Raw genomic sequence first — 22,753 nt, 5'->3', positions numbered from 1 at the left:
ACCTAGTGATCAATCTGTAGCTGATTAGTCTTTAAAGGCGTCTTTCACGTTTTCGCCGGCCTTCTTGAAGTCGGCTTTCGTCTGATCGCCCTTCCCTTCGGCTTCCTTCGACTTATCACCCTGAGCCTTGCCCGATGCTTCCTTCGCTTTGCCTTTGAGATCCTCGGCAGCGTTCTTCATCTTGTCTTCCAGACCCATGATCTGTCCTCTCGTTCGGTGTAACTAGTTCGGTGTAATCAAGGTATATTCCAGTTGTACCCGAAAGCCACAAATATATGCAGCGACTAATCATCGAGATCGCCGAACGCTGTCTTGGTGCTAGTTCTGGTCCGCCGACTCGAAACGACGGCCGTAGGCCGCACTGAGTGCGCTCGCTCGCGCAACGTAGTCGGCATCCGAAGTGATGACGCCTTCGCGACGTGTGGCGCCTCCCCGCACGGTCTGCACTCGTCTTCTATTCTGTCTAAATGGACATGTGTGACGGCACCCAGATCTACGTCGAGATTGCCGGCCCCAAAGACGCTCCGTTGACCGTGGTGTTCGTCCACGGTCTGGGCGTCAATCTGCACACCTGGGACCTTCAGCGTGCTCACCTGGCCGGGTCAAACGTGCGACAGATCTACTATGACCACCGCGGCTTCGGCGCCTCGGCCATATGGCCCGGCGGCCCGGCCACGGTCAAGCAACTCGGCGAGGACCTTGGCGAGATCGTCGACGCCCAGCATGGCCCGGTGGTGGTGGTGGGCCACTCGATGGGCACACTGACCGTCCAAGCGCTTGCGGAGGATCAGCCGGACATTTTTGGCTCCCACATCGTCGCAGTGATGCTCCTCGCGGGGCCCGGGGAAGGCCGCTTCGTCACCGGTGGGACGTCCCTGAGACTGCGTCGTTCAATTCCGGTGCTGGCGCACGTTGCCGATATGGCGTGTCGTCTGCATCTGGATCCACTGATGGCGCGAGCACAGACAGGAATCGGGGTCCGTGTCGCTAGCGCGCAGTCCACACCGCAGACTCGTCAGGCCATGCGAAAGCAACTCAACGGCACGCCACTCGCGACGTTCGCTGCCTACACACGCGCAGTGCTGGCGTGCACGATGCCAACCGGGGCTGACGGACTGTCCCGCGTCCCGACGCAGATCGTGCACGGCACCCGCGACCGTTTGGTGTCCATTCAGGGTGCACGCGCACTTGCCGCATCGGTTCCGGGAGCAATCCTCACGCTGCTCCCCAATATCGGCCACATGGTGCAGATCGAGGCGACCAAACAGATCAATCGCCTTCTCGACGACGTCCTCGCTGGCGCGCTCGCCGCTGGGACCCAGCGCACCGACGCGTAGCACCTACGCACGTATTCGATCGGCAACGATTGTGTCGCATTTCGTTGTCTTTGTATTAAACACGGCGCAAACTGTAATTAATACATTAAGACACGGCCGTACTGGTGGGAGCTGAATAATGGAGACATCCAAAGAGACCTCTCGTCTCGAAGACATAGAGGAAGCCTTGAAGGAAGTCATCGATCCCGAAATCGGCATCAACATCTTCGACTTGGGCCTCATCTACGAATTGGGTTGGAATGAGGCTGAGAACGCGCTCACGATTCTCATGACATTGACGACGCCTGAGTGTCCGCTGCAGGACGTCATCTCGGCGCAAATCGCTCAGGAGGTCGGCCCGATTGTCGCGAACCACACCATCGAATGGATTTGGCTGCCGCCGTGGTCGCCGGCCAAGATCACCGATGACGGCAAGGAAATGATGCGCGCCATCGGCTTCAACGTGTAAGCCTTCACGAAGAGTTTTAATCACGGCTCTTGCCTCACATAACATGTGGGCATGCCCATAGATACCAGCACTACCGTAGGTGAACTAGTCACTGAAGACCCCCGTCGTAGTCGCTTGCTAGAGGGCTTCGGCATCGATTATTGCTGCAACGGACATAGGTCGCTGGCCGACGCCGCTAGCGCAGCCGGGCTTGACCTTGCCGACATCGCGGACGCACTGGACATTCCGAATGCCGCACCCACCCATCAACAGCAGCAGCCCGGCGACAACGCGGCGCTCGCACACGACATCATCGACACCCACCACGCCTATATGTGGGAGGAAATGCCTCGACTGCAGGCACTCGTCGATAAGGTCCAAGCGGTGCACGGCGACCGACACCCCGAACTCACCCGCACGCAACAGGCATACGCCGAAGCCATCGCAGCGCTAGACCCGCATATGACTACCGAAGAACGTGTCATTTTCCCCGCGATCAGCCGGCTCGAGAAGGCCCAAGCACCAACAGAGGCTCGCTCGCTTGCCAAGCCCATTCGACAGTTGCGCTCCGAACACGATGCCGTCGGCGCGCTCTTCAAGGAAATTCGGACCCTCACCAATGGGTACGCCGTCCCCGCGGACGTGTGCAACTCATACCGCGCGATGCTCACGGGCTTGGAGGAGATGGAGCTCGATCTGCACGAGCACATTCACAAAGAGAACAACGTTCTCTTCCCGCGGGTGCTCCAACTCGAACAACAGGCCGCTCGCGGCTAACTCTTCTAGTTGCCGGGCCATTCACCCGTGTAGCGCTGAAACAGGCGAGCGCCAGCGCGGTCGACCAGCGCTTTGACGACGGCGAAGGTCATCCCTTGCACCGCTGCGGCGACGACAACCTGGCGGACTTTGTACTCCGATTCCAGCGCCTTTGGTGCCTCTGCCGAGTCGCCGGGAGTCGCGTGTTTCCAGGCGACGTTGACCAGCTTGCCAGCGACGATGCCGGCAAGGATGCTGCCCGCCATCCCGAACGGGCGGTAGAGGATCTTGGCCAGCTTGCTCCCGGGCTTCTCAGCAACCATGATGTGAACCTTCCTTACGGTGTGTAGAACTGAATGAGATGGGCATGGCTGTCACCGCGGTCGACGCCGCCGCAGAGCGCGGCCCTCGGCGAGGTCTTCGGCATGTTTCTTATCGGCTTTGTCGATGCCGCTGGTGTCACGCGGTGACAATTGGATGGTCTCCTCGGCGACTATGCCGGCTTGAAGCTCACGGCTGCGCTCCAGTTCGGCGTTCAACTCGGCACCGAACAGCAACGCCACGTTGGTAATCCACAGCCACAACAGGAACGCGATCGCGCCAGCCAGAGACCCATAGGTTTTGTTATACGAAGAGAAATTCGACAGGTAGAAACCAAACGCCGCAGAGGCAAGAATCCAGACGACAATCGCAACCACCGCACCGAGACTGATCCATTTGAATTTCGGTTGTTTGACGTTCGGCGTCGTGTAATACAGGAACGCCGTGATGAACACGACGATCAACAACAGGACCGGCCATTTCGCTATCTTCCAGATCAACAAGGCCGTTGATCCCAGACCCAGTTGACTACCGATCTCGGCAAGCACTGGTCCGCTGAGCACCAAGATCAGTGCGGCAAAAACAGCCAGAACGACGGTCACCAGGGTGATTAAAAGCATCACCGGCTTCAGTTTCCAGATCGGACGGCCTTCGCCAATTTCGTAGATGCGGTTCATCGCCCGACTGAATGCGCCGATATAGCCCGAAGCGGACCACAATGCGGCCAGCAGGCCGATGATTAAGGTGATACCCGCGCCCTGCGTCTGACTCAACGACATCAATGGCGACCGCAAGGAGTCCGCGATGGAAGAACCGCCAATGTTCGAAACGATCGTCAGGATCGTATCGATCGTTTTGGTGCCCTGACCGAACACCCCGAGCAGCGACAGGATCGCGATCACCGCGGGGAAGAGTGCCAACACACAGAAATACGTCAATGCCGCGGCCATGTCGGTGCACTGGTCATTGCCAAATTTCCGCAGTGTTTTGCGTGCCACATACTTCCACGCCAGACCCGATACATCGCCCATCGAGTCGGGCTTGACGTCCTCGTCATGATCGTGTCGCCGCGCCGATCCCACCGAATCGAGATCTGCGCCGGTATTGCTGCCGGCGCCCCTTCTATGACCCGTGCCGCCGGAGCCGATACTCATCGGTTTCGCCGCCACACCAGCAGACCAACGATGACGGCGACCGCACCGAGGGTCGCCGGTGCGCCGATGCGGATCGCCGGCCGGGTTTTGCCGTTGGCGTCGGTGGTTGCCTGCCGACCGCGGTCGACTCGATCCACGGCCCAACTCCGGGCGTGCGCGACTCGTTCGCCAGCCTGTTCCTTGACATCGAGTTTGTGACTCAGTGCTGCGACCGTCTGCCCGAACTGCTCCCGGGTACGGTCGATGTCGGCTAGTAACTCGTCAACGTCGGCATCATTACCGGGTTCTCCGACCTCAGGTTCGATCCCGGTACTGCGCACCGACTGATCCGGTAGCGACGGATCTGCATCGAGGTCGTGATCGTGTTGAGTGCTCATGATCAGCGGCGATCCTTAACTTCAGCGACGTCGGCTTTGATGTTCTGCACGGTCTGTTCTGGCACAGGTGACGCCTGCGCCAGTTTCTTCTTGCCCAGCAATGCCGCGATCACTGCAGCCCCGAACATGCCAGCTCCGATCCCGGCATGCTTCACGCTGGCCGACAGTTCGGCTTTCGCCAGCCGCAGCTCAGCGCGCACCAGTCGAGTGGACTGCTCGGTCAACTGAGTGACCAACTCAACGGTCGACGGTTCCGCACCGTTCTCGTGAGTTGGGGCCTCGATGAAACTACTCTGATTCCCGATCTCAGCCACTTCACGCGCCGCCGGAAACGCTGTCGAAGTCGGCTATCGTGACGCTTCGACCGCTCTCATCCGTCTGGCCGGAATCGGCTTGCTGCTTGGATGATTCTTTGGGACGCATTTTCGAAGCGGCATCAGCGACCTTCTCCTGGATCTTCGGCGCGGCCTCTCTAGCGACGTCCTTGGCAGCCTGCTCGGCGTCGAGAACCCCCTGCTGAACCTTGGGATTCTTCCAAATCTTGGTAGCCCGGTCCGCGATTTGGTCGTAGCGCTCCCGACCGGCCCGCGTACCCAACACATACCCTGCCGCTACGAACGCGACCGCCTTCAATTTACCCATCTGTGGGACTCCTCCCTTTGAGGAATCAGCACATCGTGCCGATCCCGCGGCGGCGAAGCCGGGGCTGAGCCCCCGCCGCCGGCAAAAAATCTAAGAACTATTCTGTCGAACAAACTCTCAAGTGCCCGGGCGGAGAAAAAGTAAACCTTCCAGTTGACTTTTAATCTTGTGCCGTGCTGGCGCGAAACGTCCGAACCGCGCGTCCGAGCGCATGGACTGAGGTGTTTGGGGCACTGAGCCATTCAGTGACCAATCGGCCATCTGACGAAAGGTGCAGCAATGTCGGTGTCTCCGCTTGAACCATTAGAGCCACGCCCGAGCGATGACCCAACGAATCCAGTGCCTGGTTCCGAAGATCCTGAATCTCCGGACTTGCCAGAGCCGAAACCCGACTAGGCCGACGACAGATTTGATCGCGCTACTTTGCCACCAATCTTCAATACTGCCGGTGCATCGAGCCGTCGGCGGGCTACAACCTGTCCATGGATGACGCACAGATCAAACACCCTCCGGTTAAAACCGGTTCAGCCGGATGCTGCGAGGTCGCTGCCCACGCCACGTTGTGCCCGCGGGTCATGACGAGCCGACGTCAATACTGCGACGTCAGGAACCCACATCATGCGGGCGCCCCGCGACCGTATGCGGTCTACTAAGTCGACGTCTTCGTCGAAGTGAAGCGGACGGAAACCACCCACGGCCACGTAAGCAGATGCGCGGAATCCTAGGTTGGCTCCGTGGACATGTCCATGGCTGTCCAACCGAAGTGGTTCCGCATATTTTGCCGACCACCTGGGGTGGGCCTCGGCCGCGCTCGCGCTCAGAGCGATCGTGCCGAGAAACATATCGGCTCCGTCAGCGGCGGCCTCAACCTGCGCCCGCAGCCAGCCGTCAGGAACTTCGCTGTCGGCGTCGGTGCTGGCGATCCATAACTCATCAAGAGATGCGCTGCTCGCACCGATCGCCCGCGCTACGCCCACCGACCGAGCGGCGCCGACATTAGCGATCTTCGCCTCGATGGTCATCGCGCCAAATGAGCGTGCACGCTTGGCTGTTTCGTCACGACACCCATTGGCGATCACCAAAACACTCGTTCGTATGTTGCCGGGCAGAAGCGAGGCTGATCGACAAATCGCGGCCAATGCGATTTCTATTGCCGTTTCCTCGTCTCTTGCAGGAACGACAACGGCGATCTCTCGAATCACCGCGTCCGACACGGGTAAAGATGTCAAGGCGAAAATCCTGTTCGATGTGCTCGACCACTCGCTGCCACTCGCCGCGTGCAGCCACCTCGTCATGCGCCCGGTCACCGGTGCATTGGGCTTCCTCGAACGGGTGACGCCAGTGCACAAGTACGAGGTGTCCATCGGTCGCGAGAGTCTCCAGGCTGAGTTCGCTGACCCGCTCTCGGTCCGCAGCCGTGAGGTAGTAGAGCATCTCGGAGATGACGATAAGGTCGAATGTTTGGGTAGGCCAGTCGGCGGGGACAGAACCGGCCCGGACGGTCACCGAAGGTGCATCGTTTCGCGCTCGCGCGGACGTTACCGCTCGAGGTATCTGGTCCATAGCCAGAATCTCGTCACAGCGGGACGCCAGCAGCCCGGTCAGAACTCCGATCGAACAACCTGGCTCGAATGCACGCCCATATCGACGCCGCGGTAGGCAGGCCGCAGTCACCTCGAATTTGCGCAACTCATAGTCGCGTTCGGCCAATTGCCACGGATCGGCCGATTGCTCGTAAAGCGCTTCGAAATAGTCTGGCGAGGTCATATGATCACAGCTTCCGGGGCATAAAACGCATGCTGTAGTAGCGCCGGTTCAACCACCGGCACATCGTCCGGATCGTCGCTAATCGGCTTAATTTGGGTTTCGAACGCGGCGATTGCGTGACGTTTGAGGAATCGGCCCTGCGCTGTGCACTTGAGTCGTTGTATGTTTTCCAGCCATTCTTGCTGGCCGGGTTGGGTCCAGGCCCAAGTCCAAATAGGGAAACGCCACAACCGTCGGCGGTTCCCGCACAGGTCGACGGCGACCGCGCCAAGTGTGTCGTGATCGCTGTGTCCGTCCCGTTCGAACGGCGCCAAGACGAGATCTGCATTATCGACGAGATCACCGAGCGCCGACTTCAGCGCGGCCGTCTCCGTGTCGAGGCCACCATCGGGAAGTCCCAGACGGTGGATGGCGGGGTTCATGAAACCGAGACGCTCCAGCGCTTCGATGAGTTCCTGAGGTCGTCGTCTACGCAACTCGTCACGAGTGATGCTGGCGCTGGAGGGATGTGAACCTTCACCGTCGGTTGCGGTGACGAAGGTGACATCGCGTTCGGTCTGTCCGGCAAGCCATCCCCCGATCGCGAGTACCTCATCATCGGGATGGGCCGAGAGGACCAGAAGGCGCCCGCCAGGATCTATCGATTCGGCCGGTTGCAGGGACTCCAACCGGTGCCGCCAGCCGCTGCTGCTAACGCTATTCATGGCCACCCCTACAGACTGCCCAAGCGTGCGAGGTCTCGTTCGGCGTGATGCTGTCGGACGAACACCTGTAGATCGGCAACACGTTCGGCATGAGCAGAGTCGAAGGCCAGCGGTGCTGGACCGAGAGCCCGTCCAACGCGTGAAATCACGTTCTCGACAGTTGCTGCCGTACGGGCGCGCACAGCGAGAGCGAGGCGTTCGGCGTCTTCGACGCGGCTGGGTTCACTGTCGACTCGATACGCGGCCGCTTCAAAGATGAGTTTTAAGGTGTCCAGATCCGCTCGGATCGCACCCAGATGTGCCAGTCCGTGAGCATCCAGTCGGTCGATCGCGGTTTCGACCAGATCGGCGACGCCCAAGGCACCGCCAAACCAGGCGGCTGCGATTCCGATCGAACCCCACCAGAATCCGGGCCGGTCAACGTAGGCCGACGCCGCCCCGACCGGCTCGGCCAAAACATTCGTGAACCTCAGAGTTGCCGTGCGCGCTCGGCTCATGCCGGCGCCGGTCCATACCGGTGCTGATTTGTCCTCTATGACATCGCCATTGAGTTCAATCGCGAAAAGTCGACTTTTGTCACCAACGGACGCGGTGACCAGCGCATGGGTGACCAGATCCGCGCCAGAACAGTATGCTTTCGTGCCCGCGAGACGCCAACCTGCTCTGCTGTGTTTCGCTTCAAGTACCGCGAATGGCGGTTCCGCAGCCCACACCGCCCAGATTTGATCGGCACGTGCGCCCGTTCCACCCAGATCACCCATGATGGCCAACGCATCGTGATGAGGTTCGACGAGTTTGGCCAACGGGAGGTCCCGGCGCGCAAGCACGGCCAGCAGATCTCACCGCTCCGATGTCATTCCGCCGCCCGGGTGCGGCCACGGCGTTCGCACCTGCTCTTGAAGTGCTGCTTTCGAAATGCCGGGCAAAGCGATACTCATGATGGACAGGTACCTGCCGTCGTCGAATTCATTCGATCACGCCGCTCACATGCGTCTTCCTGTTCGCTCGGAGATCCAAGGTGAGAACCTCGGATCTCCGAGATCAGAACAATATTTACGTGCGCGCGCCGCGTCGACTGAAAATGGTCCAACCGCCAGGGCCTACAGCGAGACCCACGACAATAAGAACGATTCCCAGCAGGATGCCGCCGTTGATCAGGGTGATAACGCCGTAGATGACGAGCGCGACCGCCACTATCCACAATAAAAATCCCATGATGAGCTCCCTCTCTTTTGGAGATGACACCTGTCATCCCGTGAGCAGCACGCCATGGGGCGAACTGCTGCCAGACCCGAAGGTCAGGCGATAAGAGCATTACCCCTGACCGCGTAGTCTCAAACCCGAACCGCACTAATTTTGCAGAAAATTCTTGAAACAAAGCGAGAAAGTGTCGTGACGATTACGGAGTATCTGTATGAGCAAAAGCGTTGAAGTTCGCCGGTCAGGAGCGCCCGTTACATCCGATCGGGTATTCACGATCGGACACTCCACTCGTGATTTTGATGAGGTGCTCGAGATGCTCCGCGCGAACGGAGTCACGCTGCTGGCTGACGTACGTTCCTATCCGTCGTCGCGGAAGTATCCGCAGTGGAATCAGAACGCGATCAAGGATGCGCTTCCGGCCGATATTGGGTATCGGTGGCTTCAGGATATCGGCGGTCGCCGCTATACGCCGACTGGTGTGTCGAGCCCGAACGGCGCATGGCGAGTCAAAGCCTTCCGTGACTACGCCGACTACATGGCCACCGATGAGTTCCGTTCCGGCTTCGCTGAATTGCTAAAGATCACCAACGAGACGGTGCCTGCCATCATGTGCAGCGAGGCCGTACCGTGGCGCTGTCACCGGCGGTTAATCACCGACGCACTCATCGTCGCGGGTATCGATGTTTTCAATATCATGTCCGTCTCCGTCACCCGGCGTGCGGAACTTACCGCGTTCGCGCACGTACAAGACGACACAATCACCTATCCCGCTTCAGAAGCCGAATGATCCCGACGGCCGTAGCGAGGGTTCGCCCGGTCGCGCCAGAGGTCAATCGTGCGAACTTTCGGTATGCAGGCCGTCGATCAGAGTCTGCGCAATTTCGTGGATTCGAATGTTGCGGTTTTGGCTGACCTTCGCCAATCGGGCGAAGGCTTCATCGGCGCTGCAGCGATATTTGATCATCAACGCGCCCTTGGCCTGCTCGATGATTGCGCGGGATTTCATCGCCTCCTCCAACTGGGCGGTCAACTCCCGCAATTGCTGCTCCTCCCCCACGTGATGAATGATCGCCCCGGTGGCCTCGGCCAGCAGCTCAATGACACGCATACCGCTGGGCTGAAAGGCATCGATGTCACGGCTGTAGACGTTGAGAACCCCGAGGACCTCATCCCCCACCCGGATAGGTGCAGCCAAGGCGCTGGCAATGCCCGAATCGATTGCTGCGTGATTAAAAAGTGGCCACCGTGGATCGGTCAGGGCCTCATTGGAGTAGACGATCATCCCCGTCTCCCAAGACTCCTGACACGGACCTTGGTTGGCGCTCATCTGAGCGGCGTCGACCCGCTGCGCGAACTCCGACGACGAGGCCAAATGCTCGGGCTCGGCAGGAGCGCCGATCGTGACGCTCACCGACGAATGTGACGCACATACGTCCTCACACAGACGTGAAGCCTCAGAAAGAAGGTCCTGAACGGAACCTGACCGCAGCGGCAGCATGCACAACTGGCTGAAGGTGTGGGCGATCAACGGTTCGTTGATGCCGCTGCCCTCCTCGACCGGCTGGAGGACCCAGGTGATGACGGTGCGCTCCCCATTGCGCTCACGGCGCACGGTGGGTACGAGTTCGACTGTGACGGTCGCACTGACGCTTGGAATCATTCGGATGACCGACTCCACGTGGGAAACATCGTCAAACTGGGTGTCAGCGAAGCGTTCGAGCAAGCCGTCAATCACTGACCGGTCGTCAGCATGGACGAACTTCTGAATTTTTGACCGTAGCAGCTGGAGAACCGGGCGGTCCAAGGTGGCAGATGCGGCGCTGTTCGCCCAGATAATTCGCCCGCTCGGCTCCGTCTCCAGAACCGGCATCGGCAGTGTCGCGATCAGCTTCCGCTGCCACCAATGGTCTGCACGCTGTTCGTCAATAATGCTGGCCAGATCGCTGTATTGCGGGCGCATCAAATCCCAGGCAATCTGGAGTTCCTGTTGAGCCTCAGCCAGTTCTTTGAGTAACTTTTCTGCCGGCGGGACCATGCCGTCGCCCAGTTGTACAAGTCGCTCGCCGAGCGCGTTGGCGACATCGAGGACGTCGCGAACATTTGGTTCGTGAGATTCGTCTATTTCTTCGACAGCCGACATACGACGCCTCTCGTGAAACTCACCGCAAAAATGTTAGAACGCCAGCCTAATGGTGTTTTTTAACCCGTGAGCCAAAACGTGGATGTGGCGTCAATAATCATTTTGTGCTAGAAATTATGTGTGGTCTAGAAGTGCGCCACATCCAATGGAGATTCGATTGGTGGCACTTCATGTCAAACACGATGATTCCCGCAGTTGACCTCAACTTCGCAGTCGGTCCTGATGCCGAGGTTGATCGAGAAATTCTGACCGAGACCCTTTTCGGTCGCATTGCACAATGCGAAGACGACACCGAGATCGAGAATCTACGCGGTCAAATCGTCGCGATCAACATGCAAATCGCCCAATCGTTGGCACGTCGCTACTTCGGCCATGGTGAGAACAACGATGATCTCGAGCAGGTCGCATACGTCGGACTCACCAAGGCTGCACGAGGCTTCCATATGGAGCTCGGCCATAATTTTCTCTCCTACGCCGTCCCCACCATCACCGGCGAACTCAAGAAACACTTTCGCGATCACTGCTGGACCGTTCGCCCCCCTCGGCGGATCCAAGACCTGCAACGAAACATCAATGCAGTGCGGCCGAACATAAACCAGGATCTCGGCAGACAACCCACGACAGATGAAATTGCCAGCGAACTCAACATCCCGGTCAGCCAGGTGACCGAGGCCCTCACCGCGCGCGGCTGTTTCACTCCTGTTTCGCTGGACATCCAGCTCACGTCGCATTCCGCGACGACGCTGGCCGACATGATTTGCGACGAGAGTCGCGACACTGCCCGCGTCGAAGCGCGGCTAATGCTTGAATCCGTGATCGGGCAACTCGCCGAAGCTGATCAGGAACTTCTCTCGCTGCGCTTCTTTGAGGAATGGACACAGCAGCAAATCGCAGAGAAGTTTGGCACTTCCCAGATGCAAATATCTCGACGACTCGGTCGGCTCATGCGCGAACTGCGCACAGCGCTCGATCCAGCTGCGGACTGTGCCTAGTCGTCAGGGCGCCGTCTGCCCTAAGCTCCGCCGATGTCGCGAGGAGCCTTTTGCTGCAGCGTATTTTGGTCGGACGTCCCGAGACGAATAACTACGACGCCGATGTCGATGAGTGCCACTATCGCTAAAAAGACGCATGCGCTGCCGAGCACGATGATGTCGAACGGAGGGTCGTCCCAAAGAAAGGCGACTACTGCTGTGGTCCCCAAGATAAGAAGAGCAAAGGTAGCGAGCGCCAATCGGAACTTTATTGCGCCACGGCCGCTCATCGACTCGCGCCCCCTCGAATCCTTATCTGCCGGCTTGGAACGCCTACGAACCATCTGACACCACACTCCTTGACTCCCAAGAGAAAACTAGCTTTGGGGTACAAGTACCCGCCGATCCGCCAAGCATGCACCCCGATTCTTCCGAACAGGCCCACAAACCTAGTTGCCACGCACATAAGAGAACGTTTCGTTCGACCTGGTTTTAGACGACGCAAACCGGGGTACTCCTCGCTCACCGACAAACGTCGGCCAGCAACCAAAGGAGACCTATCGTGATCATTCTCGGAATTGTTCTACTAATCATCGGGGCACTCGCGAACATCCCGATTCTTTATACGATCGGCGGCATTCTCGTCGTCGTCGGTGCCGTGTTGTGGATTCTCGGTTCGTTGGACCGTGGTGTCGGTGGACGCCGACACTACTGGTGATCGCGCGGCTGCGATGAACATCCGCGACAGCGCAACCTGCCATCACATCGCCTAACGATTGATCCTGGGGTTATGCGCTTACGCACAGTCTCGCCAAATATGCCCGGCTGGCGCAGGCAAAAACATGGTCGCGGATTCGTGTACTTGGACGGTGCCCGAAAACTCTCCGCTGGGGAAATCGAACGCTGTAAAGCACTCGTCATCCCGCCCGCCTGGTGCGACGTCTGGATCTGTCCGTACGACAACGGGCATCTGCAGGCAGTTGGCACGGACGAAGCGGGGCGCAGACAATACCTCTATCACCCCGAGTGGCGCGCGCGGCGCGATCAGGAGAAATTTACCTTTATGCTCGAGTTTTCCGGTCGTCTGCCGAGCGCCCGCCGACGCGTGCGTCGTGACCTGCAACCGGAGGGGGCGGGTCTCGATCGCGTGTGCGCGTTGGCTTTCCGAATGCTCGACGTCGGCGCTTTCCGCATCGGTTCGGAACGCTATGCCGAGGACAACGGCAGCTATGGCCTGCTAACGCTTGAACGGCGACACGTGCAGAAGACGGGGCCGGGCGTGAGTTTCACCTATCTGGCCAAATCCGGGCAGGAACGGTCGCTTGAGACAAAAGACAAACTACTGTGTGACGTGCTCGAAGTCCTGCGATCACGTCGCGGTCCCAGCGACCAGCGCCTGCTCGCGTACAAGGACGGCCGGCGGTGGTGCGATCTCCGTGCCGAGCAGCTGAATGGCTATCTCAAGGAACGGCTCGGCGAGGAATCGTCGGCGAAGGACTTCCGCACGTGGCAGGCCAATGTCATCGCGGCGGCCGCGCTGGCCGTTCGTCCCGCAGACCGTTCGACGGCACGCCCGCACGCGATTGCCGAGACGATGCGCGACGTCGCCGAATTCCTCGGCAATACGCCCGCGGTCGCCCGATCAGGCTATGTCGACCCGCGCATCGTCGATCTCTATGCGGCGGGCACAACGATCGATCCTGACTTGGCTCGCCGGCAGATGCCTAAGGCCGGACGAGCTGCGGGCCGAAAACTGGAGACTGCGGTCAGAAGTCTGCTGGTTGACTGAAGGGGTACACATACCCGTCGTTGCCACCAGCGGTGTGCCCACAAACGCACGCACCGGCGTCGCAATGACTAGGTCTCGCGATGCACGTCAGCGGGCGACTTGTCGTCGCGCCATCCGCGCCATGACGGATGCCGAAGTTTCCCGCTCGGCGTCCATTCGGCGAACTCGACCTCGCCGACCAGTTTGGGGCTGACCCAGATCGCATCATTGGAATCGGGTTTCGGGACGTCAGTGAATGGCGACGTCTTCCGCTCCAATCGTTGCAATTTTTTGATGAGTTCGAGGAGATCCTTGTCTCGAAAGCCTGTGCCCACACGACCCACGTATTCAAGGGCGCCGTTGTCGTCCGGTATGCCCATCAGTAGCGATCCGACGAATGCGGATCGGCGGCCCTTGCCGGGACGCCAGCCACCGATCACGACCTCCTGCATCAGATGATGTTTAACCTTGATCCATTCCCGCGAGCGACGGCCGACGACGTAGGTGCTGTCACGCTTCTTAGCGACAATTCCCTCAAGACCGAGGTCTTTACTGCTCGCCATCGCCGCATCGAATCCACCATCGAAGGCGGGCGGAACCTGGATAGCGGCCGAGCCGTCGACCAGCGCCAACAGCGATTTCCGGCGGTCATCATACGACTTTTTGCGCACCGAATCGCCGTCAATCTCCAATACGTCGAACAACATAAGCCCGACCGGAACGTCTTTGACCGCCTGCTCGACATCTCGTTTCTTCGTCAGTCCCATCCGCCGTTGCAGAAGACCGAAGTCGGGGCGTGACCGCTTATCCAGCGCAACGATCTCGCCGTCGAGAATTGCCGAGTCGACGCTGATCGCCGCGCCGATCGCCTCGACCAGATCGGGATAGGTCGCGCTCATGTCATTGCCGTTGCGGCTCATCAACCGCACATCGTCGCCGTCGATATGAACGGCCGCCCGGACGCCGTCCCACTTCATCTCGAATGCCCAGTCATCGCCGGTGTCCAGATTGCTGGCATCACCAAGGGTTGCCAGCATTGGTGCCACCGCCTTGACGCGGCGAGGCTTCACTTTCGATCGCGTCTTGGGTTTCGTTCTGGCGCCTGACATGAGGTGAATCAACCAGTGCGCATCGGCCTTGCCTTCGCCGCCAGTGTGGATCAACGCATATTTACGCGGACCGTCGAGGCCGCCGTGTGGGCGCCCGGTCAGGGTCGCGATGATCTCCTTGCCGTCACGCCATTTCTCCAACTCATATGTTCCGGCGTCCCAAATCGTCACGGTGCCCGCGCCATACTCGTCCTTCGGAATGGTTCCTTCGTAGGATCCGTACTCCAGCGGATGGTCCTCGGTCTGCACAGCAAGCCGATTCTGCTTCGGATCGGTCGGCACCCCTTTTGGAAGCGCCCACGAGACCAGCACGCCATCGTGCTCAAGCCGAAAGTCGTAGTGGAGCCGGCTCGCGTGGTGCTCCTGGATGACGAAACTCTGGCCGCTACCGCTTTCGGGGCTGCCTGCGGGAACGGGCTCCGACGTTTTCGCGGCGTCCCGCTTGCCTCGGTAAGTGGTCAAACGGTCGGTCGAGGCCAACTCCTCGGGATCGAGGGCGCTGCCGGAGTCCTTGAGTATCTTGGCCATCGGATCTTTACGGCGTTTCATTCGGGCAAGCACCTCGCCCATCTCGAGCTGCTGGAGACCGGCGTCTAGTTCCTTCCACGTGCGTGGCACTGCAACGTAGGGACGGGACCGTCCGCGCAGCGAATAGGGTGCCACCGTCGTCTTCGAGCCATTGTTCTGACTCCAGTCGACCAGAACTTTGCCACCACGGATGTTTTTTTCATGTCGCTGACGACCAAGTCGGGGTGATCAGCCTCCAACACCCGGGCCAGTTCATGTGCAACGGCCGTGACTTCCTCGGCGGTTTGTTGCCCGTTCAGAGCGGCATACAGATGGATACCTTTGCTGCCACTCGTGACGGGGATCGGATCAAGATCCATGCCACGCAGGATCGTGCGGGCCGCCCGCGCCACCTCGACGCACTCGGCCAGGCCAGCTCCCTCCCCCGGATCCAGATCGAGAACAAGCCGATCAGGATTGAGTTGCTTGCCGCCACGACCGAACCGCCATTGCGGGACATGGATCTCGAGCGCGGCACGTTGCGCGAACCAGGTCAACGTCGCCAGATCGTTGATCAGCGGGTAGTCATTCGTATGGTCTGAATGTTCGATCGCGTAGTGCCGGATCCACGACGGAGCATTGGCGTCGAGATCTTTGTTGAAGAAGGATTTCCCTGGCTTGGCGGTTGTCCCAACTCCGTTCACCCAGCGTTTACGCGTTGCCGGCCGGTCAGCGGCATGCGGAATCAGGACCGGCGCGATTTCCGCGTAGTAGGCAAGAACATCTGCCTTGGTCGTCCCGGTCTCCGGATACAGCACCTTCTCGAGGTTTGTCAGCGAGATGCGGTGGCCCTCGACACGCACGCTCTGCTTTTTGGAGTTAGACGCATTTGATGACATGAGCACCAAGGTTCCCCCGATTAGAAGTTCCATGCAAGGGGTATGTAGTGGTGCATGCGATCAATCTGGAAGGGCGCGATCACGTTCGGTCTGGTCAACGTGCCGGTCAAGGTCTACAGCGCGACCGAAGATCACGACGTCAAACTGCATCAGGTCCACGACAAAGACGGTGGTCGCATCCGCTATCAGCGGCGCTGCGAAATCTGCGGCAAGGTCGTCGACTACGAACACATCGACAAGGCCTACGAAGAAGGCGACAAGACCATTGTTCTCACCGCGGACGACTTGTCGACACTGCCGGAGGAGATGAGCCGAGAGATCGATGTTGTCGAGTTCGTACCAAACGACCAGATCGATCCGCTGCGTTTCGAGAAGAGTTACTACCTCGAACCCGACTCCAAATCCATCAAAGCCTATGTTCTGCTTCGACGCACCCTCGAGGAGACAGATCGCACGGCAATCGTGCAGTTCGCGCTGCGTCAAAAGACCCGCTTGGGCGCACTTCGCGCCTGGGGCGACGTCCTGACCATGCAGGGTCTGCTTTGGGACGATGAGTTGCGCGCGGCGAAATTCGAGAAGGGCGAGTCCATAGACACCGAGGCGACGTTTGGAGAAACGGACGCAGACGACGAGGGCGGTGAGGTCATCGATCTGATGGCGGCGCTGCGCAAAAGCGTGGCCAAAAACAAGAAGACCAAACAGAGCAGCAGGCCGGCGAAAAAATCCTCGACCGGACGGTCCAAAAAGAAGGCCTGAGCCCGCATACCTTTCTTCGCGTCGGGTACCGCAGACTCATGGGCAAGTCATTCAACGAACTTGAAGACCGGATCGACGGAGACCTACTATGAAAATCGCTATCCTCACAGCCAACACCGGTGTCGAGAGGTCAGAACTCGAATCGCCCATGCAGGCAATCTCCGAGCAGGGTTGGGAGGTTGAGCATCTTGCTCCCGAGGCAGGGAACGTCCGGACGATGCACCACGATGTCGATAAGGACGTCGTTCACCAAGCCGATAAGGCGGTCGCGAACGTGTCCCCCGCAGACTACGACGGTCTCATCATCCCCGGTGGCACCGTTAACGCCGACAAGTTGCGGATGAATGAGCAAGCCGTGGGTTTTATCCAGAGTTTCGTAGCGGCCAAGAAGCCAATAGCGGCCATCTGTCACGGGCCGTGGGGTCTCGTCGAGGCGGGTGTTCTGCCCGGCAAGACACTTACGTCCTACCCGTCGCTGCGGACCGACATCACAAATGCTGGCGGCAGCTGGGTGGATCAAGAAGTCATGCATTGCCCGGCAGCCGGCTGGGACCTAGTCACCTCACGGAACCCCGGCGATCTCGACGCGTTCAATGCGAAACTCATCGAAGTGTTCGGCGCGTGATCGCAGGTGACGCGGCTCGCCAACAGCGTCCGTGATCTCGCAGCGCGGTGATGAACTCGCCTTTCTTCTTGTCCGAATAGTTTGTTAGACCGAGTTCTTTCGCGCGCTTCTTCAGTTCGCCAACGGTCCAATCCTGGTACGAGGGACACTTGCCACCGCGTTTGTCGACTTTTGACTTGCCATCTCGTGCTGCGGCGCTCGAGATACGGGCCGCCTTCTCCTTAAATGCGCCTTCATCACGCAGATCCTCATACCTGTCTGGTTTCTTAAGGCTGGGGTTCTTCTTGCCTGGCATTTCGAATCAAGCTGCCCCAAGAAAAGTTCACGTTGCACTGTTCGCGTGTCCACTTTTGGGGTACGAGGAGATTGAGTCTGCGCCTATTCGCGCGAATGGTTGTGGACAAGATCCCGGGACGTCCAGAGACGCGGCGCCCGGGATCGCCCTAGTTCGGCGCCTCAGGCCAAGGGGATGCAAAGCACGAAGGCGCCCGCGGGACGTTCAGGAGATCGCTGCTCGTAATATGCATCACCACCGTGAGCCCGCGCCAACTCTCGGACGATAAAGAGGCCAAGACCGGTGCTCATGACATTGTCGCCGGCGGTAAATCGTTCGAAAAGCTTGGGTTGTAAAGCAGCATCGACACCGGCGCCGGAGTCGACAAAACGAATCACCGCCATTGTGTCTTCCACGACAGCCTGGATGAATATGGGCGGCGAGCCGTGCGCCAATGCATTGATGAGGAGATTGTCGACGGCTTGGGCGAGTCGCAACGGATCGGCTTGCAGGTCTATTTCAGCATGCGGCTCGATGATGATCTTGGCATCCGGATTGGTCGCGCTCATCGCGTTGACGGCCGTCTCCAATATTCCCGACAATTGTGAGGGAACGACCGCAAGTCGCAATGATTTGGATTCGAGCGAGGATACGGTGAGTAAATCGGACAAGAGCCGATGGAGACGGACCGCACTGTCGGTCATTCCACCCAGCAAACGTTCGCGTTCGTCGGCCGTTAGCTCGTGCCAGTGGTTAGCCAAGGTCTGTGCAGAGCCGCCGAGCACTGCTGCGGGGTTACGCAACTCGTGGGCTGTGACTGCGAGAAACTGCGACTGATCCTCCACCGTCCGCGCCAGTCGGTGGTTGAGAGAATCCAGTGACGCGTTTGCCTCAGCGAGTTCGGCCTCGGCATCATCCCGTTTCTGATCGGCCAGTCGTCGCTCGGTGACATCCCGTGTTACTTTGCCGAAACCCAGATGCTGACCGGATTCATCGAAGATCGCCGAAATCGTGACATTCGCCCAGAACTGCGTGCCGTCCTGTCGGACTCGCCAGCCTTCTTCTTGGTAGCGGCCATTGCGTAGCGCGCTCTCCAACTCATCTTCGGGATGATTCGCGTTCTGTTTGTCCGGTGTGTAGAAGATTCGGAAATGCTTGCCGAGGATATCTTGGGCGCGGTAACCCTTACTGCGCTGCGCTCCGGCGTTCCAACTGACGACGATCCCCTCCGGAGACAACATGAAGATCGCGTAGTCTTCGACGGCTTCAACAAGGAGTCGAAAGTGGCCCTCGCTCCGTCTGAGTTGATCCTCGGCCGCTCGCTGTGCCGTGATGTCCTGAACCTGCAGAAACACGTAAAGCGCCTGACCTTCCGAGTCGCGGACCGGTGCAAGACTCACGCGCACTCTTCGAGGTTCGGACGCACCAGCCACGTCATGCTCGATGTGTACGAGGTTCGCGCCTCGTCCGTTGATGTTTTCGAGGGCTGTGTCGAGTAACTCGCCTTGGCCGCACGTGAGTCGGCCGTAATCGACTCCGACCAGCTCTTCGCGACGGCACAACATCAACTCGCCAAGTGCACGGTTGGCGCGGACGATGCTCCCAGTCAGTGTCATCGTGGCCATGCCGATGGCCGCCTCTTCGAAGACTTCGCGGAAACGCTCTAGGTGGTTACCCAGCAGCGTCTGGTCCTCATGGCCTGCGGCGTCGGCAACCTCGTCGCGGGCATCCGGCACTAGCGTCAATGCGCGGGGTCCAGCCGACATGGCATCGTCGTCGGTCTCAGCCCGGTGGTTCACAGAATCCAGAACCGAAAGGAGTTCATCGGCCAAAAGATTGATCGGCAGAGATTTCTCGATGAATGCAACAGCACCTAATTCACGTGCGCGTGCTCCAAGTCCATCCTCGTCGAAGCCGCTATAGATAACGACTCTAGTTTCGGGTGAAGCTGTCAATATGCCTGGGAGAGCCTCAAGACCATCCATACCCGGCATCGATGTATCAAGCAGAATCAGTGACGGCTTGTGACGATCGGCGAGCCTAATCGCATCCATTCCGTCAACTCCGTCATCGACGACGCTGATGCGGCCCGACAATTTCAATCTGGTCCGGATCAGGGAGCGGACTTCCGCGGAATCGTCGATAATGACGATCGTTGGTAAGACATTCCGCATGGACAGAACCTACTCCGCTGCTAACGCACCGGCACATCGCCTGGCGTTATGTTTTTGGGAGCCCCGACCTTTATCGCCCGAGGCTCCCCCATTCTTATACATCAGTGGTTGAAGGCATCCTTCACATTTTCGCCGGCTTTTTTCAGATCGGCGGTGGCCTGGTCAACCTTGCCTTCGGCCTCCTTGTCAGGATCATCCTGCGCCTTGCCAGTGGCTTCCTTGGCCTTGCCCTGAAGGTCGTCAACGGCGTTATCGATCTTGTCCTTGAAACCCATGCCCTTTCCTTTCAGTCGGTGTTTGCATGCGGTACCCCAATCTTCATGAGGTATGCGACGGGTCGAGAATTCGTCTCATTCGTCGACAGTATGGCTTGCAGTCGCTAGTAAGGATCGGAATGGCGCACGGAACCCCAATGACTACTACTCCGCTCGATCCGAACGAGCCACTCGACCCCATCGACCCGCAGGTAGACCCCGATAACGACCCCAATGGAGAGGTCGATCCCGCCGCACCCCTCCAACCAAATTTATGCGGCGAATCCACCACAATCGAAACCACTCAACGGCCAGTTCAGGGCGATGGTTGTGGAATGGTTAGCACCACCAGTCGTCGTCGCGCAAGAAGGAAGCCTTATGAGCAGTGCCCGTGATGGACTCGCCCGCCATCTTGGCGGCCCGCTCACACCCGGCCTAGCCGCACTGAACGAAGTCGACCTCGATGCGTTGGCCAGCGCGATCAGCGATGCCAAGCGCAGCCAGAAGTCCGCGCTAACCGAAGCGATCAACAACGGTCTCGTCATCGTGCCACCAATATTGCGCGGCACCGTCCGGAAGGCGTTGTTCCGATGAGCCCGCAAATGGAGACCGCGGCCGAGATCCTCAAGTTCGCCCGCCTCATTGACGTCGATCCCGCCCAGCTCGACTACCTCGATTCGGTGCCGTCGGAGGAACTACAGATACTTCGGGAAAGCGTCACCACCTCCATTTTTGATGCCAGTGAGCAGACACTGAAACGAATATCGGCGGCCGCGAAATTGATCCCCTCGCCACTGATCGCGACGATCGCCAGAAGATCCTTCGGACCACTGCTCTGTGCGCGCGCCGCAGGAGCCATCGACCCGGCCAAAGCGCTAGAAGTCGCCAAGCGACTACCGGCCAATTTCCTGGCCGACGTGACCGTCCAGCTCGACCCGCGCCGCGTTGCAAAAACTATCTCGCGCGTTCCCGAGGCGCTCGTCGTCCCGGTTGCCGCCGAACTTGCTAAGCGCGCAGAACACGTCACTATGGGACGCTTCCTCGCCTACCTGCCCGACCAAGCGACCGTCGCCGCGATGACCACCCTTAGTGACGAGGATCTGCTGCGTACGGCTTTCGTCCTCGAAAACAAAGACCACCTCGACCATGCTCTCGGGCTGCTTCCCCCGGAGCGACTCGCCAGCCTCATCGCGAACGCGTCCCAGCTGGGGTTGTGGCCCGAGGCTCTGGATTTACTCGATCATCTCTCCGACGCACGCCGTGGCCCGGTAGCTGATCTTGTCGCTGACCTGGATGAAGAGTCGATCGCTGCGCTGGTCGGCGCGGTCACACCCGGTCACCTCTGGCCAAGGCTCCTCGGCGGCGCCATGAAAAATCCAGACCACATCCGGCTTCTGCTAGAGCACACTCCTGTCGACATCCTCGATGCGATCGAACACGCAGTTGACCGCCACGGCTTGCACGCTGAGCTCGGCAGGCCGGCACTCAGCCCTGGTCGCGGCTGATCACAACCTTGAGTGCTTTCGTCTCCTCTGCCCGGCCGAAAGTGTCGTAAGCCTCTAGCATCTGGTCGAAGGTGAAGTGATGGGTAACGAACTTTTCGGCATCCAATTTGTGCTGGGCGACCAACTTGAGCAGCATCGGCGTGGTCGAGGCGCTAACCAGACCCATGGTGATTGAGAGGTCCATGATCCACAGATCCTGCAGGGCGAGCTCGACTGGAGCGCCGTGCACGCCAACGTTGGCGACCGACCCGCCCGGACGGACGATCTTGATGCAGGCCGCAAAGGTGGCAGGGACGCCTACGGCCTCGATCGCGACGTCGACACCGAGACCGTCGGTCAATGCCTTCACCTGGTCGACCCAGTCGGCGTCTCCACTATTGACAGTGTCGGTGGCCCCGAAGTCCCGCGCCTGCTCTAGACGGCTCGGGTCAAGATCGAGGGCAATGATCCGCGCCGCGCCATACAGGCTCGCCGTCATGACCGCCGCTAGACCAACGGGGCCGACGCCAACGACGGCCACCACGTCACCAGGCTTCACCCCGCCATAACGCACACCGATTTCGAAGCCGGTCGGCAGGATGTCGGAAAGCATCACCGCCGCCTCGTCGCTGACCCCTTCGGGGATCAGGTAGACCGAATTGTCCGCGAACGGCACTCGCACCAGTTCGGCCTGAGTCCCGTCGATGAGGTGGCCGAAGATCCAACCGATGCCGCTCGCTCCCTCATCAGCTAAACAGTGGGAGTACAGGCCTTGATGGCAGTACGAGCACGCTCCGCAGGCGCTGACACAGGAAATGATGACTCGATCACCGACGCTGACGGTTGAGACGGCGGGGCCGATTTCGACCACTGTGCCGACACCTTCGTGTCCGAGGATGCGTCCCTCGTCGACCGCGGGTACATCGCCCTTGAGGATATGCAGATCGGTGCCACAGATAGTCGTCGTCTCGACGCGAACGATGATGTCGGTTGGATCCTTGATCGTCGGGTCCGGAACATCGTCCCAGGACTTTTGACCGGGACCGTGGTAGACGAGTGCCTTCATGATTGCTCCTGATTCGCTAGACCGGCCGGGGTTGGCGA

At 59.4% G+C, this 22,753-nt stretch carries 29 protein-coding genes and 1 pseudogene; 11 read left to right on the top strand and 19 right to left on the bottom strand.

The annotated features are described in order from the left end of the window. Positions 1-24: 24 nt before the first annotated feature. Positions 25-198, bottom strand: coding sequence for a CsbD family protein (locus tag AC2YB9_RS06470; RefSeq protein ID WP_487267924.1), 174 nt, complete (start codon positions 196-198; stop codon positions 25-27). A gap of 269 nt (positions 199-467) precedes the next feature. Between AC2YB9_RS06470 and AC2YB9_RS06465 the strand changes: the two genes are divergently transcribed. From AC2YB9_RS06465 to ric, 3 genes are all read left to right on the top strand, one after another. Then, positions 468-1,337: an alpha/beta fold hydrolase gene (locus AC2YB9_RS06465; RefSeq protein WP_487267923.1), complete on the top strand. Its 870-nt coding sequence runs from the start codon at positions 468-470 to the stop codon at positions 1,335-1,337. 118 nt (positions 1,338-1,455) lie between these two features. Next, positions 1,456-1,785: a metal-sulfur cluster assembly factor gene (locus AC2YB9_RS06460; protein ID WP_487267922.1), complete on the top strand. Its 330-nt coding sequence runs from the start codon at positions 1,456-1,458 to the stop codon at positions 1,783-1,785. Positions 1,786-1,836: 51 nt separating this feature from the next. Next, a complete protein-coding gene (ric, locus tag AC2YB9_RS06455; RefSeq protein WP_487267921.1) occupies positions 1,837-2,541 on the top strand; it encodes an iron-sulfur cluster repair di-iron protein in 705 nt (234 codons plus the stop codon). A gap of 5 nt (positions 2,542-2,546) precedes the next feature. On the opposite strand, the gene AC2YB9_RS06450 is transcribed toward ric, so the two are convergent. The 10 genes from AC2YB9_RS06450 to AC2YB9_RS06405 all read right to left on the bottom strand — a co-directional run bounded on the left by AC2YB9_RS06450 (position 2,547) and on the right by AC2YB9_RS06405 (position 8,700). Further along, positions 2,547-2,843 (bottom strand): DUF4235 domain-containing protein, encoded by a 297-nt coding sequence (locus AC2YB9_RS06450; protein WP_487267920.1) that lies wholly within the window; start codon positions 2,841-2,843, stop codon positions 2,547-2,549. 51 nt (positions 2,844-2,894) lie between these two features. Then, complete coding sequence (locus AC2YB9_RS06445) at positions 2,895-3,995, bottom strand: YihY/virulence factor BrkB family protein (RefSeq protein WP_487267919.1); 1,101 nt, start codon at positions 3,993-3,995, stop codon at positions 2,895-2,897. After that, complete coding sequence (locus AC2YB9_RS06440; protein ID WP_487267918.1) at positions 3,992-4,372, bottom strand: DUF3618 domain-containing protein; 381 nt, start codon at positions 4,370-4,372, stop codon at positions 3,992-3,994. The genes AC2YB9_RS06445 and AC2YB9_RS06440 overlap by 4 nt, the downstream gene beginning before the upstream one ends. A gap of 2 nt (positions 4,373-4,374) precedes the next feature. Further along, a complete protein-coding gene (locus AC2YB9_RS06435) occupies positions 4,375-4,686 on the bottom strand; it encodes a phage holin family protein (RefSeq protein WP_487267917.1) in 312 nt (103 codons plus the stop codon). Between the two features lies 1 nt (position 4,687). Continuing rightward, entirely contained in the window at positions 4,688-5,014 is a 327-nt protein-coding gene (locus tag AC2YB9_RS06430; RefSeq protein ID WP_487267916.1) for a hypothetical protein, read from the bottom strand. 524 nt (positions 5,015-5,538) lie between these two features. Further along, complete coding sequence (locus AC2YB9_RS06425) at positions 5,539-6,153, bottom strand: glycosyltransferase family 2 protein (protein WP_487267915.1); 615 nt, start codon at positions 6,151-6,153, stop codon at positions 5,539-5,541. Continuing rightward, complete coding sequence (locus tag AC2YB9_RS06420; protein WP_487267914.1) at positions 6,071-6,781, bottom strand: class I SAM-dependent DNA methyltransferase; 711 nt, start codon at positions 6,779-6,781, stop codon at positions 6,071-6,073. Before AC2YB9_RS06420 ends, AC2YB9_RS06425 begins: the two co-directional genes overlap by 83 nt. Beyond that, a complete protein-coding gene (locus AC2YB9_RS06415; RefSeq protein WP_487267913.1) occupies positions 6,778-7,485 on the bottom strand; it encodes a PIG-L deacetylase family protein in 708 nt (235 codons plus the stop codon). Before AC2YB9_RS06415 ends, AC2YB9_RS06420 begins: the two co-directional genes overlap by 4 nt. A gap of 8 nt (positions 7,486-7,493) precedes the next feature. Continuing rightward, entirely contained in the window at positions 7,494-8,312 is an 819-nt protein-coding gene (locus AC2YB9_RS06410) for an acyl-CoA dehydrogenase family protein (protein ID WP_487267912.1), read from the bottom strand. Positions 8,313-8,538: 226 nt separating this feature from the next. Further along, positions 8,539-8,700, bottom strand: coding sequence for a GPGG-motif small membrane protein (locus tag AC2YB9_RS06405; protein ID WP_487267911.1), 162 nt, complete (start codon positions 8,698-8,700; stop codon positions 8,539-8,541). Positions 8,701-8,899: 199 nt separating this feature from the next. Here AC2YB9_RS06405 and AC2YB9_RS06400 point away from each other — a divergent pair, with 199 nt between their 5' ends. Then, a complete protein-coding gene (locus AC2YB9_RS06400) occupies positions 8,900-9,475 on the top strand; it encodes a DUF488 domain-containing protein (RefSeq protein ID WP_487267910.1) in 576 nt (191 codons plus the stop codon). A 42-nt stretch (positions 9,476-9,517) separates the two neighbouring features. Here AC2YB9_RS06400 and AC2YB9_RS06395 read toward each other — a convergent pair whose 3' ends face one another. Then, entirely contained in the window at positions 9,518-10,828 is a 1,311-nt protein-coding gene (locus AC2YB9_RS06395) for an ANTAR domain-containing protein (protein WP_487267909.1), read from the bottom strand. 170 nt (positions 10,829-10,998) lie between these two features. Here AC2YB9_RS06395 and AC2YB9_RS06390 point away from each other — a divergent pair, with 170 nt between their 5' ends. Next, positions 10,999-11,820: a sigma-70 family RNA polymerase sigma factor gene (locus tag AC2YB9_RS06390; protein WP_487267908.1), complete on the top strand. Its 822-nt coding sequence runs from the start codon at positions 10,999-11,001 to the stop codon at positions 11,818-11,820. A 20-nt stretch (positions 11,821-11,840) separates the two neighbouring features. Here the strand turns inward: AC2YB9_RS06390 and AC2YB9_RS06385 are convergent, their stop codons facing one another. After that, entirely contained in the window at positions 11,841-12,143 is a 303-nt protein-coding gene (locus AC2YB9_RS06385) for a hypothetical protein (protein WP_487267907.1), read from the bottom strand. A gap of 218 nt (positions 12,144-12,361) precedes the next feature. Here AC2YB9_RS06385 and AC2YB9_RS06380 point away from each other — a divergent pair, with 218 nt between their 5' ends. After that, positions 12,362-12,517, top strand: coding sequence for a hypothetical protein (locus tag AC2YB9_RS06380; protein WP_487267906.1), 156 nt, complete (start codon positions 12,362-12,364; stop codon positions 12,515-12,517). Positions 12,518-12,589: 72 nt separating this feature from the next. Then, complete coding sequence (locus tag AC2YB9_RS06375; protein ID WP_487267905.1) at positions 12,590-13,588, top strand: DNA topoisomerase IB; 999 nt, start codon at positions 12,590-12,592, stop codon at positions 13,586-13,588. Positions 13,589-13,656: 68 nt separating this feature from the next. On the opposite strand, the gene ligD (AC2YB9_RS06370) is transcribed toward AC2YB9_RS06375, so the two are convergent. Continuing rightward, entirely contained in the window at positions 13,657-14,676 is a 1,020-nt protein-coding gene (gene ligD, locus AC2YB9_RS06370; protein ID WP_487268573.1) for a non-homologous end-joining DNA ligase, read from the bottom strand. 63 nt (positions 14,677-14,739) lie between these two features. Then, positions 14,740-16,082 (bottom strand): annotated as a pseudogene (gene ligD, locus AC2YB9_RS06365) (non-homologous end-joining DNA ligase); the annotation flags it as partial. Positions 16,083-16,136: 54 nt separating this feature from the next. Here ligD (AC2YB9_RS06365) and ku point away from each other — a divergent pair. Both ku and AC2YB9_RS06355 read left to right on the top strand, forming a co-directional pair. Beyond that, entirely contained in the window at positions 16,137-16,838 is a 702-nt protein-coding gene (gene ku, locus AC2YB9_RS06360) for a non-homologous end joining protein Ku (RefSeq protein ID WP_487267904.1), read from the top strand. 88 nt (positions 16,839-16,926) lie between these two features. Next, a complete protein-coding gene (locus tag AC2YB9_RS06355; RefSeq protein WP_487267903.1) occupies positions 16,927-17,463 on the top strand; it encodes a type 1 glutamine amidotransferase domain-containing protein in 537 nt (178 codons plus the stop codon). On the opposite strand, the gene AC2YB9_RS06350 is transcribed toward AC2YB9_RS06355, so the two are convergent. From AC2YB9_RS06350 to AC2YB9_RS06340, 3 genes are all read right to left on the bottom strand, one after another. Then, positions 17,441-17,758 (bottom strand): DUF7218 family protein, encoded by a 318-nt coding sequence (locus AC2YB9_RS06350; protein ID WP_487267902.1) that lies wholly within the window; start codon positions 17,756-17,758, stop codon positions 17,441-17,443. The genes AC2YB9_RS06355 and AC2YB9_RS06350 overlap by 23 nt on opposite strands. Before the next feature lie 161 nt (positions 17,759-17,919). Next, positions 17,920-19,911: a PAS domain S-box protein gene (locus AC2YB9_RS06345; protein WP_487267901.1), complete on the bottom strand. Its 1,992-nt coding sequence runs from the start codon at positions 19,909-19,911 to the stop codon at positions 17,920-17,922. 101 nt (positions 19,912-20,012) lie between these two features. Continuing rightward, positions 20,013-20,186, bottom strand: coding sequence for a CsbD family protein (locus AC2YB9_RS06340; protein WP_487267900.1), 174 nt, complete (start codon positions 20,184-20,186; stop codon positions 20,013-20,015). Positions 20,187-20,543: 357 nt separating this feature from the next. On the opposite strand from AC2YB9_RS06340, the gene AC2YB9_RS06335 reads away from it, so the two are divergent. Both AC2YB9_RS06335 and AC2YB9_RS06330 read left to right on the top strand, forming a co-directional pair. Continuing rightward, positions 20,544-20,759, top strand: a complete 216-nt coding sequence (locus tag AC2YB9_RS06335; protein WP_487267899.1) for a hypothetical protein — start codon at positions 20,544-20,546, stop codon at positions 20,757-20,759. Next, a complete protein-coding gene (locus AC2YB9_RS06330) occupies positions 20,756-21,670 on the top strand; it encodes a hypothetical protein (protein WP_487267898.1) in 915 nt (304 codons plus the stop codon). Before AC2YB9_RS06335 ends, AC2YB9_RS06330 begins: the two co-directional genes overlap by 4 nt. On the opposite strand, the gene AC2YB9_RS06325 is transcribed toward AC2YB9_RS06330, so the two are convergent. Continuing rightward, entirely contained in the window at positions 21,651-22,715 is a 1,065-nt protein-coding gene (locus tag AC2YB9_RS06325) for a zinc-dependent alcohol dehydrogenase family protein (protein ID WP_487267897.1), read from the bottom strand. The genes AC2YB9_RS06330 and AC2YB9_RS06325 overlap by 20 nt on opposite strands. Positions 22,716-22,753 lie beyond the last annotated feature (38 nt).

It is taken from the genome of Aeromicrobium changchenzhani (genome assembly GCF_057586615.1).
The sequence above is the reverse complement of the archived record's forward strand: the minus strand, read 5'-3'. Positions and strand labels throughout refer to the sequence as shown.

Excerpts from the sequence above, each read along its gene's own strand:
- AC2YB9_RS06470 (WP_487267924.1), bottom strand. The coding sequence starts at position 198 with ATGGGTCTGGAAGACAAGATGAAGAACGCTGCCGAGGATCTCAAAGGC.
- AC2YB9_RS06465 (WP_487267923.1), top strand. The coding sequence starts at position 468 with ATGGACATGTGTGACGGCACCCAGATCTACGTCGAGATTGCCGGCCCC.
- AC2YB9_RS06460 (WP_487267922.1), top strand. The coding sequence starts at position 1,456 with ATGGAGACATCCAAAGAGACCTCTCGTCTCGAAGACATAGAGGAAGCC.
- ric (WP_487267921.1), top strand. The coding sequence starts at position 1,837 with ATGCCCATAGATACCAGCACTACCGTAGGTGAACTAGTCACTGAAGAC.
- AC2YB9_RS06450 (WP_487267920.1), bottom strand. The coding sequence starts at position 2,843 with ATGGTTGCTGAGAAGCCCGGGAGCAAGCTGGCCAAGATCCTCTACCGC.
- AC2YB9_RS06445 (WP_487267919.1), bottom strand. The coding sequence starts at position 3,995 with ATGAGTATCGGCTCCGGCGGCACGGGTCATAGAAGGGGCGCCGGCAGC.
- AC2YB9_RS06440 (WP_487267918.1), bottom strand. The coding sequence starts at position 4,372 with ATGAGCACTCAACACGATCACGACCTCGATGCAGATCCGTCGCTACCG.
- AC2YB9_RS06430 (WP_487267916.1), bottom strand. The coding sequence starts at position 5,014 with ATGGGTAAATTGAAGGCGGTCGCGTTCGTAGCGGCAGGGTATGTGTTG.
- AC2YB9_RS06420 (WP_487267914.1), bottom strand. The coding sequence starts at position 6,781 with ATGACCTCGCCAGACTATTTCGAAGCGCTTTACGAGCAATCGGCCGAT.
- AC2YB9_RS06415 (WP_487267913.1), bottom strand. The coding sequence starts at position 7,485 with ATGAATAGCGTTAGCAGCAGCGGCTGGCGGCACCGGTTGGAGTCCCTG.
- AC2YB9_RS06405 (WP_487267911.1), bottom strand. The coding sequence starts at position 8,700 with ATGGGATTTTTATTGTGGATAGTGGCGGTCGCGCTCGTCATCTACGGC.
- AC2YB9_RS06400 (WP_487267910.1), top strand. The coding sequence starts at position 8,900 with ATGAGCAAAAGCGTTGAAGTTCGCCGGTCAGGAGCGCCCGTTACATCC.
- AC2YB9_RS06395 (WP_487267909.1), bottom strand. The coding sequence starts at position 10,828 with ATGTCGGCTGTCGAAGAAATAGACGAATCTCACGAACCAAATGTTCGC.
- AC2YB9_RS06390 (WP_487267908.1), top strand. The coding sequence starts at position 10,999 with ATGTCAAACACGATGATTCCCGCAGTTGACCTCAACTTCGCAGTCGGT.
- AC2YB9_RS06385 (WP_487267907.1), bottom strand. The coding sequence starts at position 12,143 with ATGGTTCGTAGGCGTTCCAAGCCGGCAGATAAGGATTCGAGGGGGCGC.
- AC2YB9_RS06375 (WP_487267905.1), top strand. The coding sequence starts at position 12,590 with ATGCGCTTACGCACAGTCTCGCCAAATATGCCCGGCTGGCGCAGGCAA.
- ligD (WP_487268573.1), bottom strand. The coding sequence starts at position 14,676 with ATGTCAGGCGCCAGAACGAAACCCAAGACGCGATCGAAAGTGAAGCCT.
- ku (WP_487267904.1), top strand. The coding sequence starts at position 16,137 with ATGCGATCAATCTGGAAGGGCGCGATCACGTTCGGTCTGGTCAACGTG.
- AC2YB9_RS06355 (WP_487267903.1), top strand. The coding sequence starts at position 16,927 with ATGAAAATCGCTATCCTCACAGCCAACACCGGTGTCGAGAGGTCAGAA.
- AC2YB9_RS06350 (WP_487267902.1), bottom strand. The coding sequence starts at position 17,758 with ATGCCAGGCAAGAAGAACCCCAGCCTTAAGAAACCAGACAGGTATGAG.
- AC2YB9_RS06345 (WP_487267901.1), bottom strand. The coding sequence starts at position 19,911 with ATGCGGAATGTCTTACCAACGATCGTCATTATCGACGATTCCGCGGAA.
- AC2YB9_RS06340 (WP_487267900.1), bottom strand. The coding sequence starts at position 20,186 with ATGGGTTTCAAGGACAAGATCGATAACGCCGTTGACGACCTTCAGGGC.
- AC2YB9_RS06335 (WP_487267899.1), top strand. The coding sequence starts at position 20,544 with ATGAGCAGTGCCCGTGATGGACTCGCCCGCCATCTTGGCGGCCCGCTC.
- AC2YB9_RS06330 (WP_487267898.1), top strand. The coding sequence starts at position 20,756 with ATGAGCCCGCAAATGGAGACCGCGGCCGAGATCCTCAAGTTCGCCCGC.
- AC2YB9_RS06325 (WP_487267897.1), bottom strand. The coding sequence starts at position 22,715 with ATGAAGGCACTCGTCTACCACGGTCCCGGTCAAAAGTCCTGGGACGAT.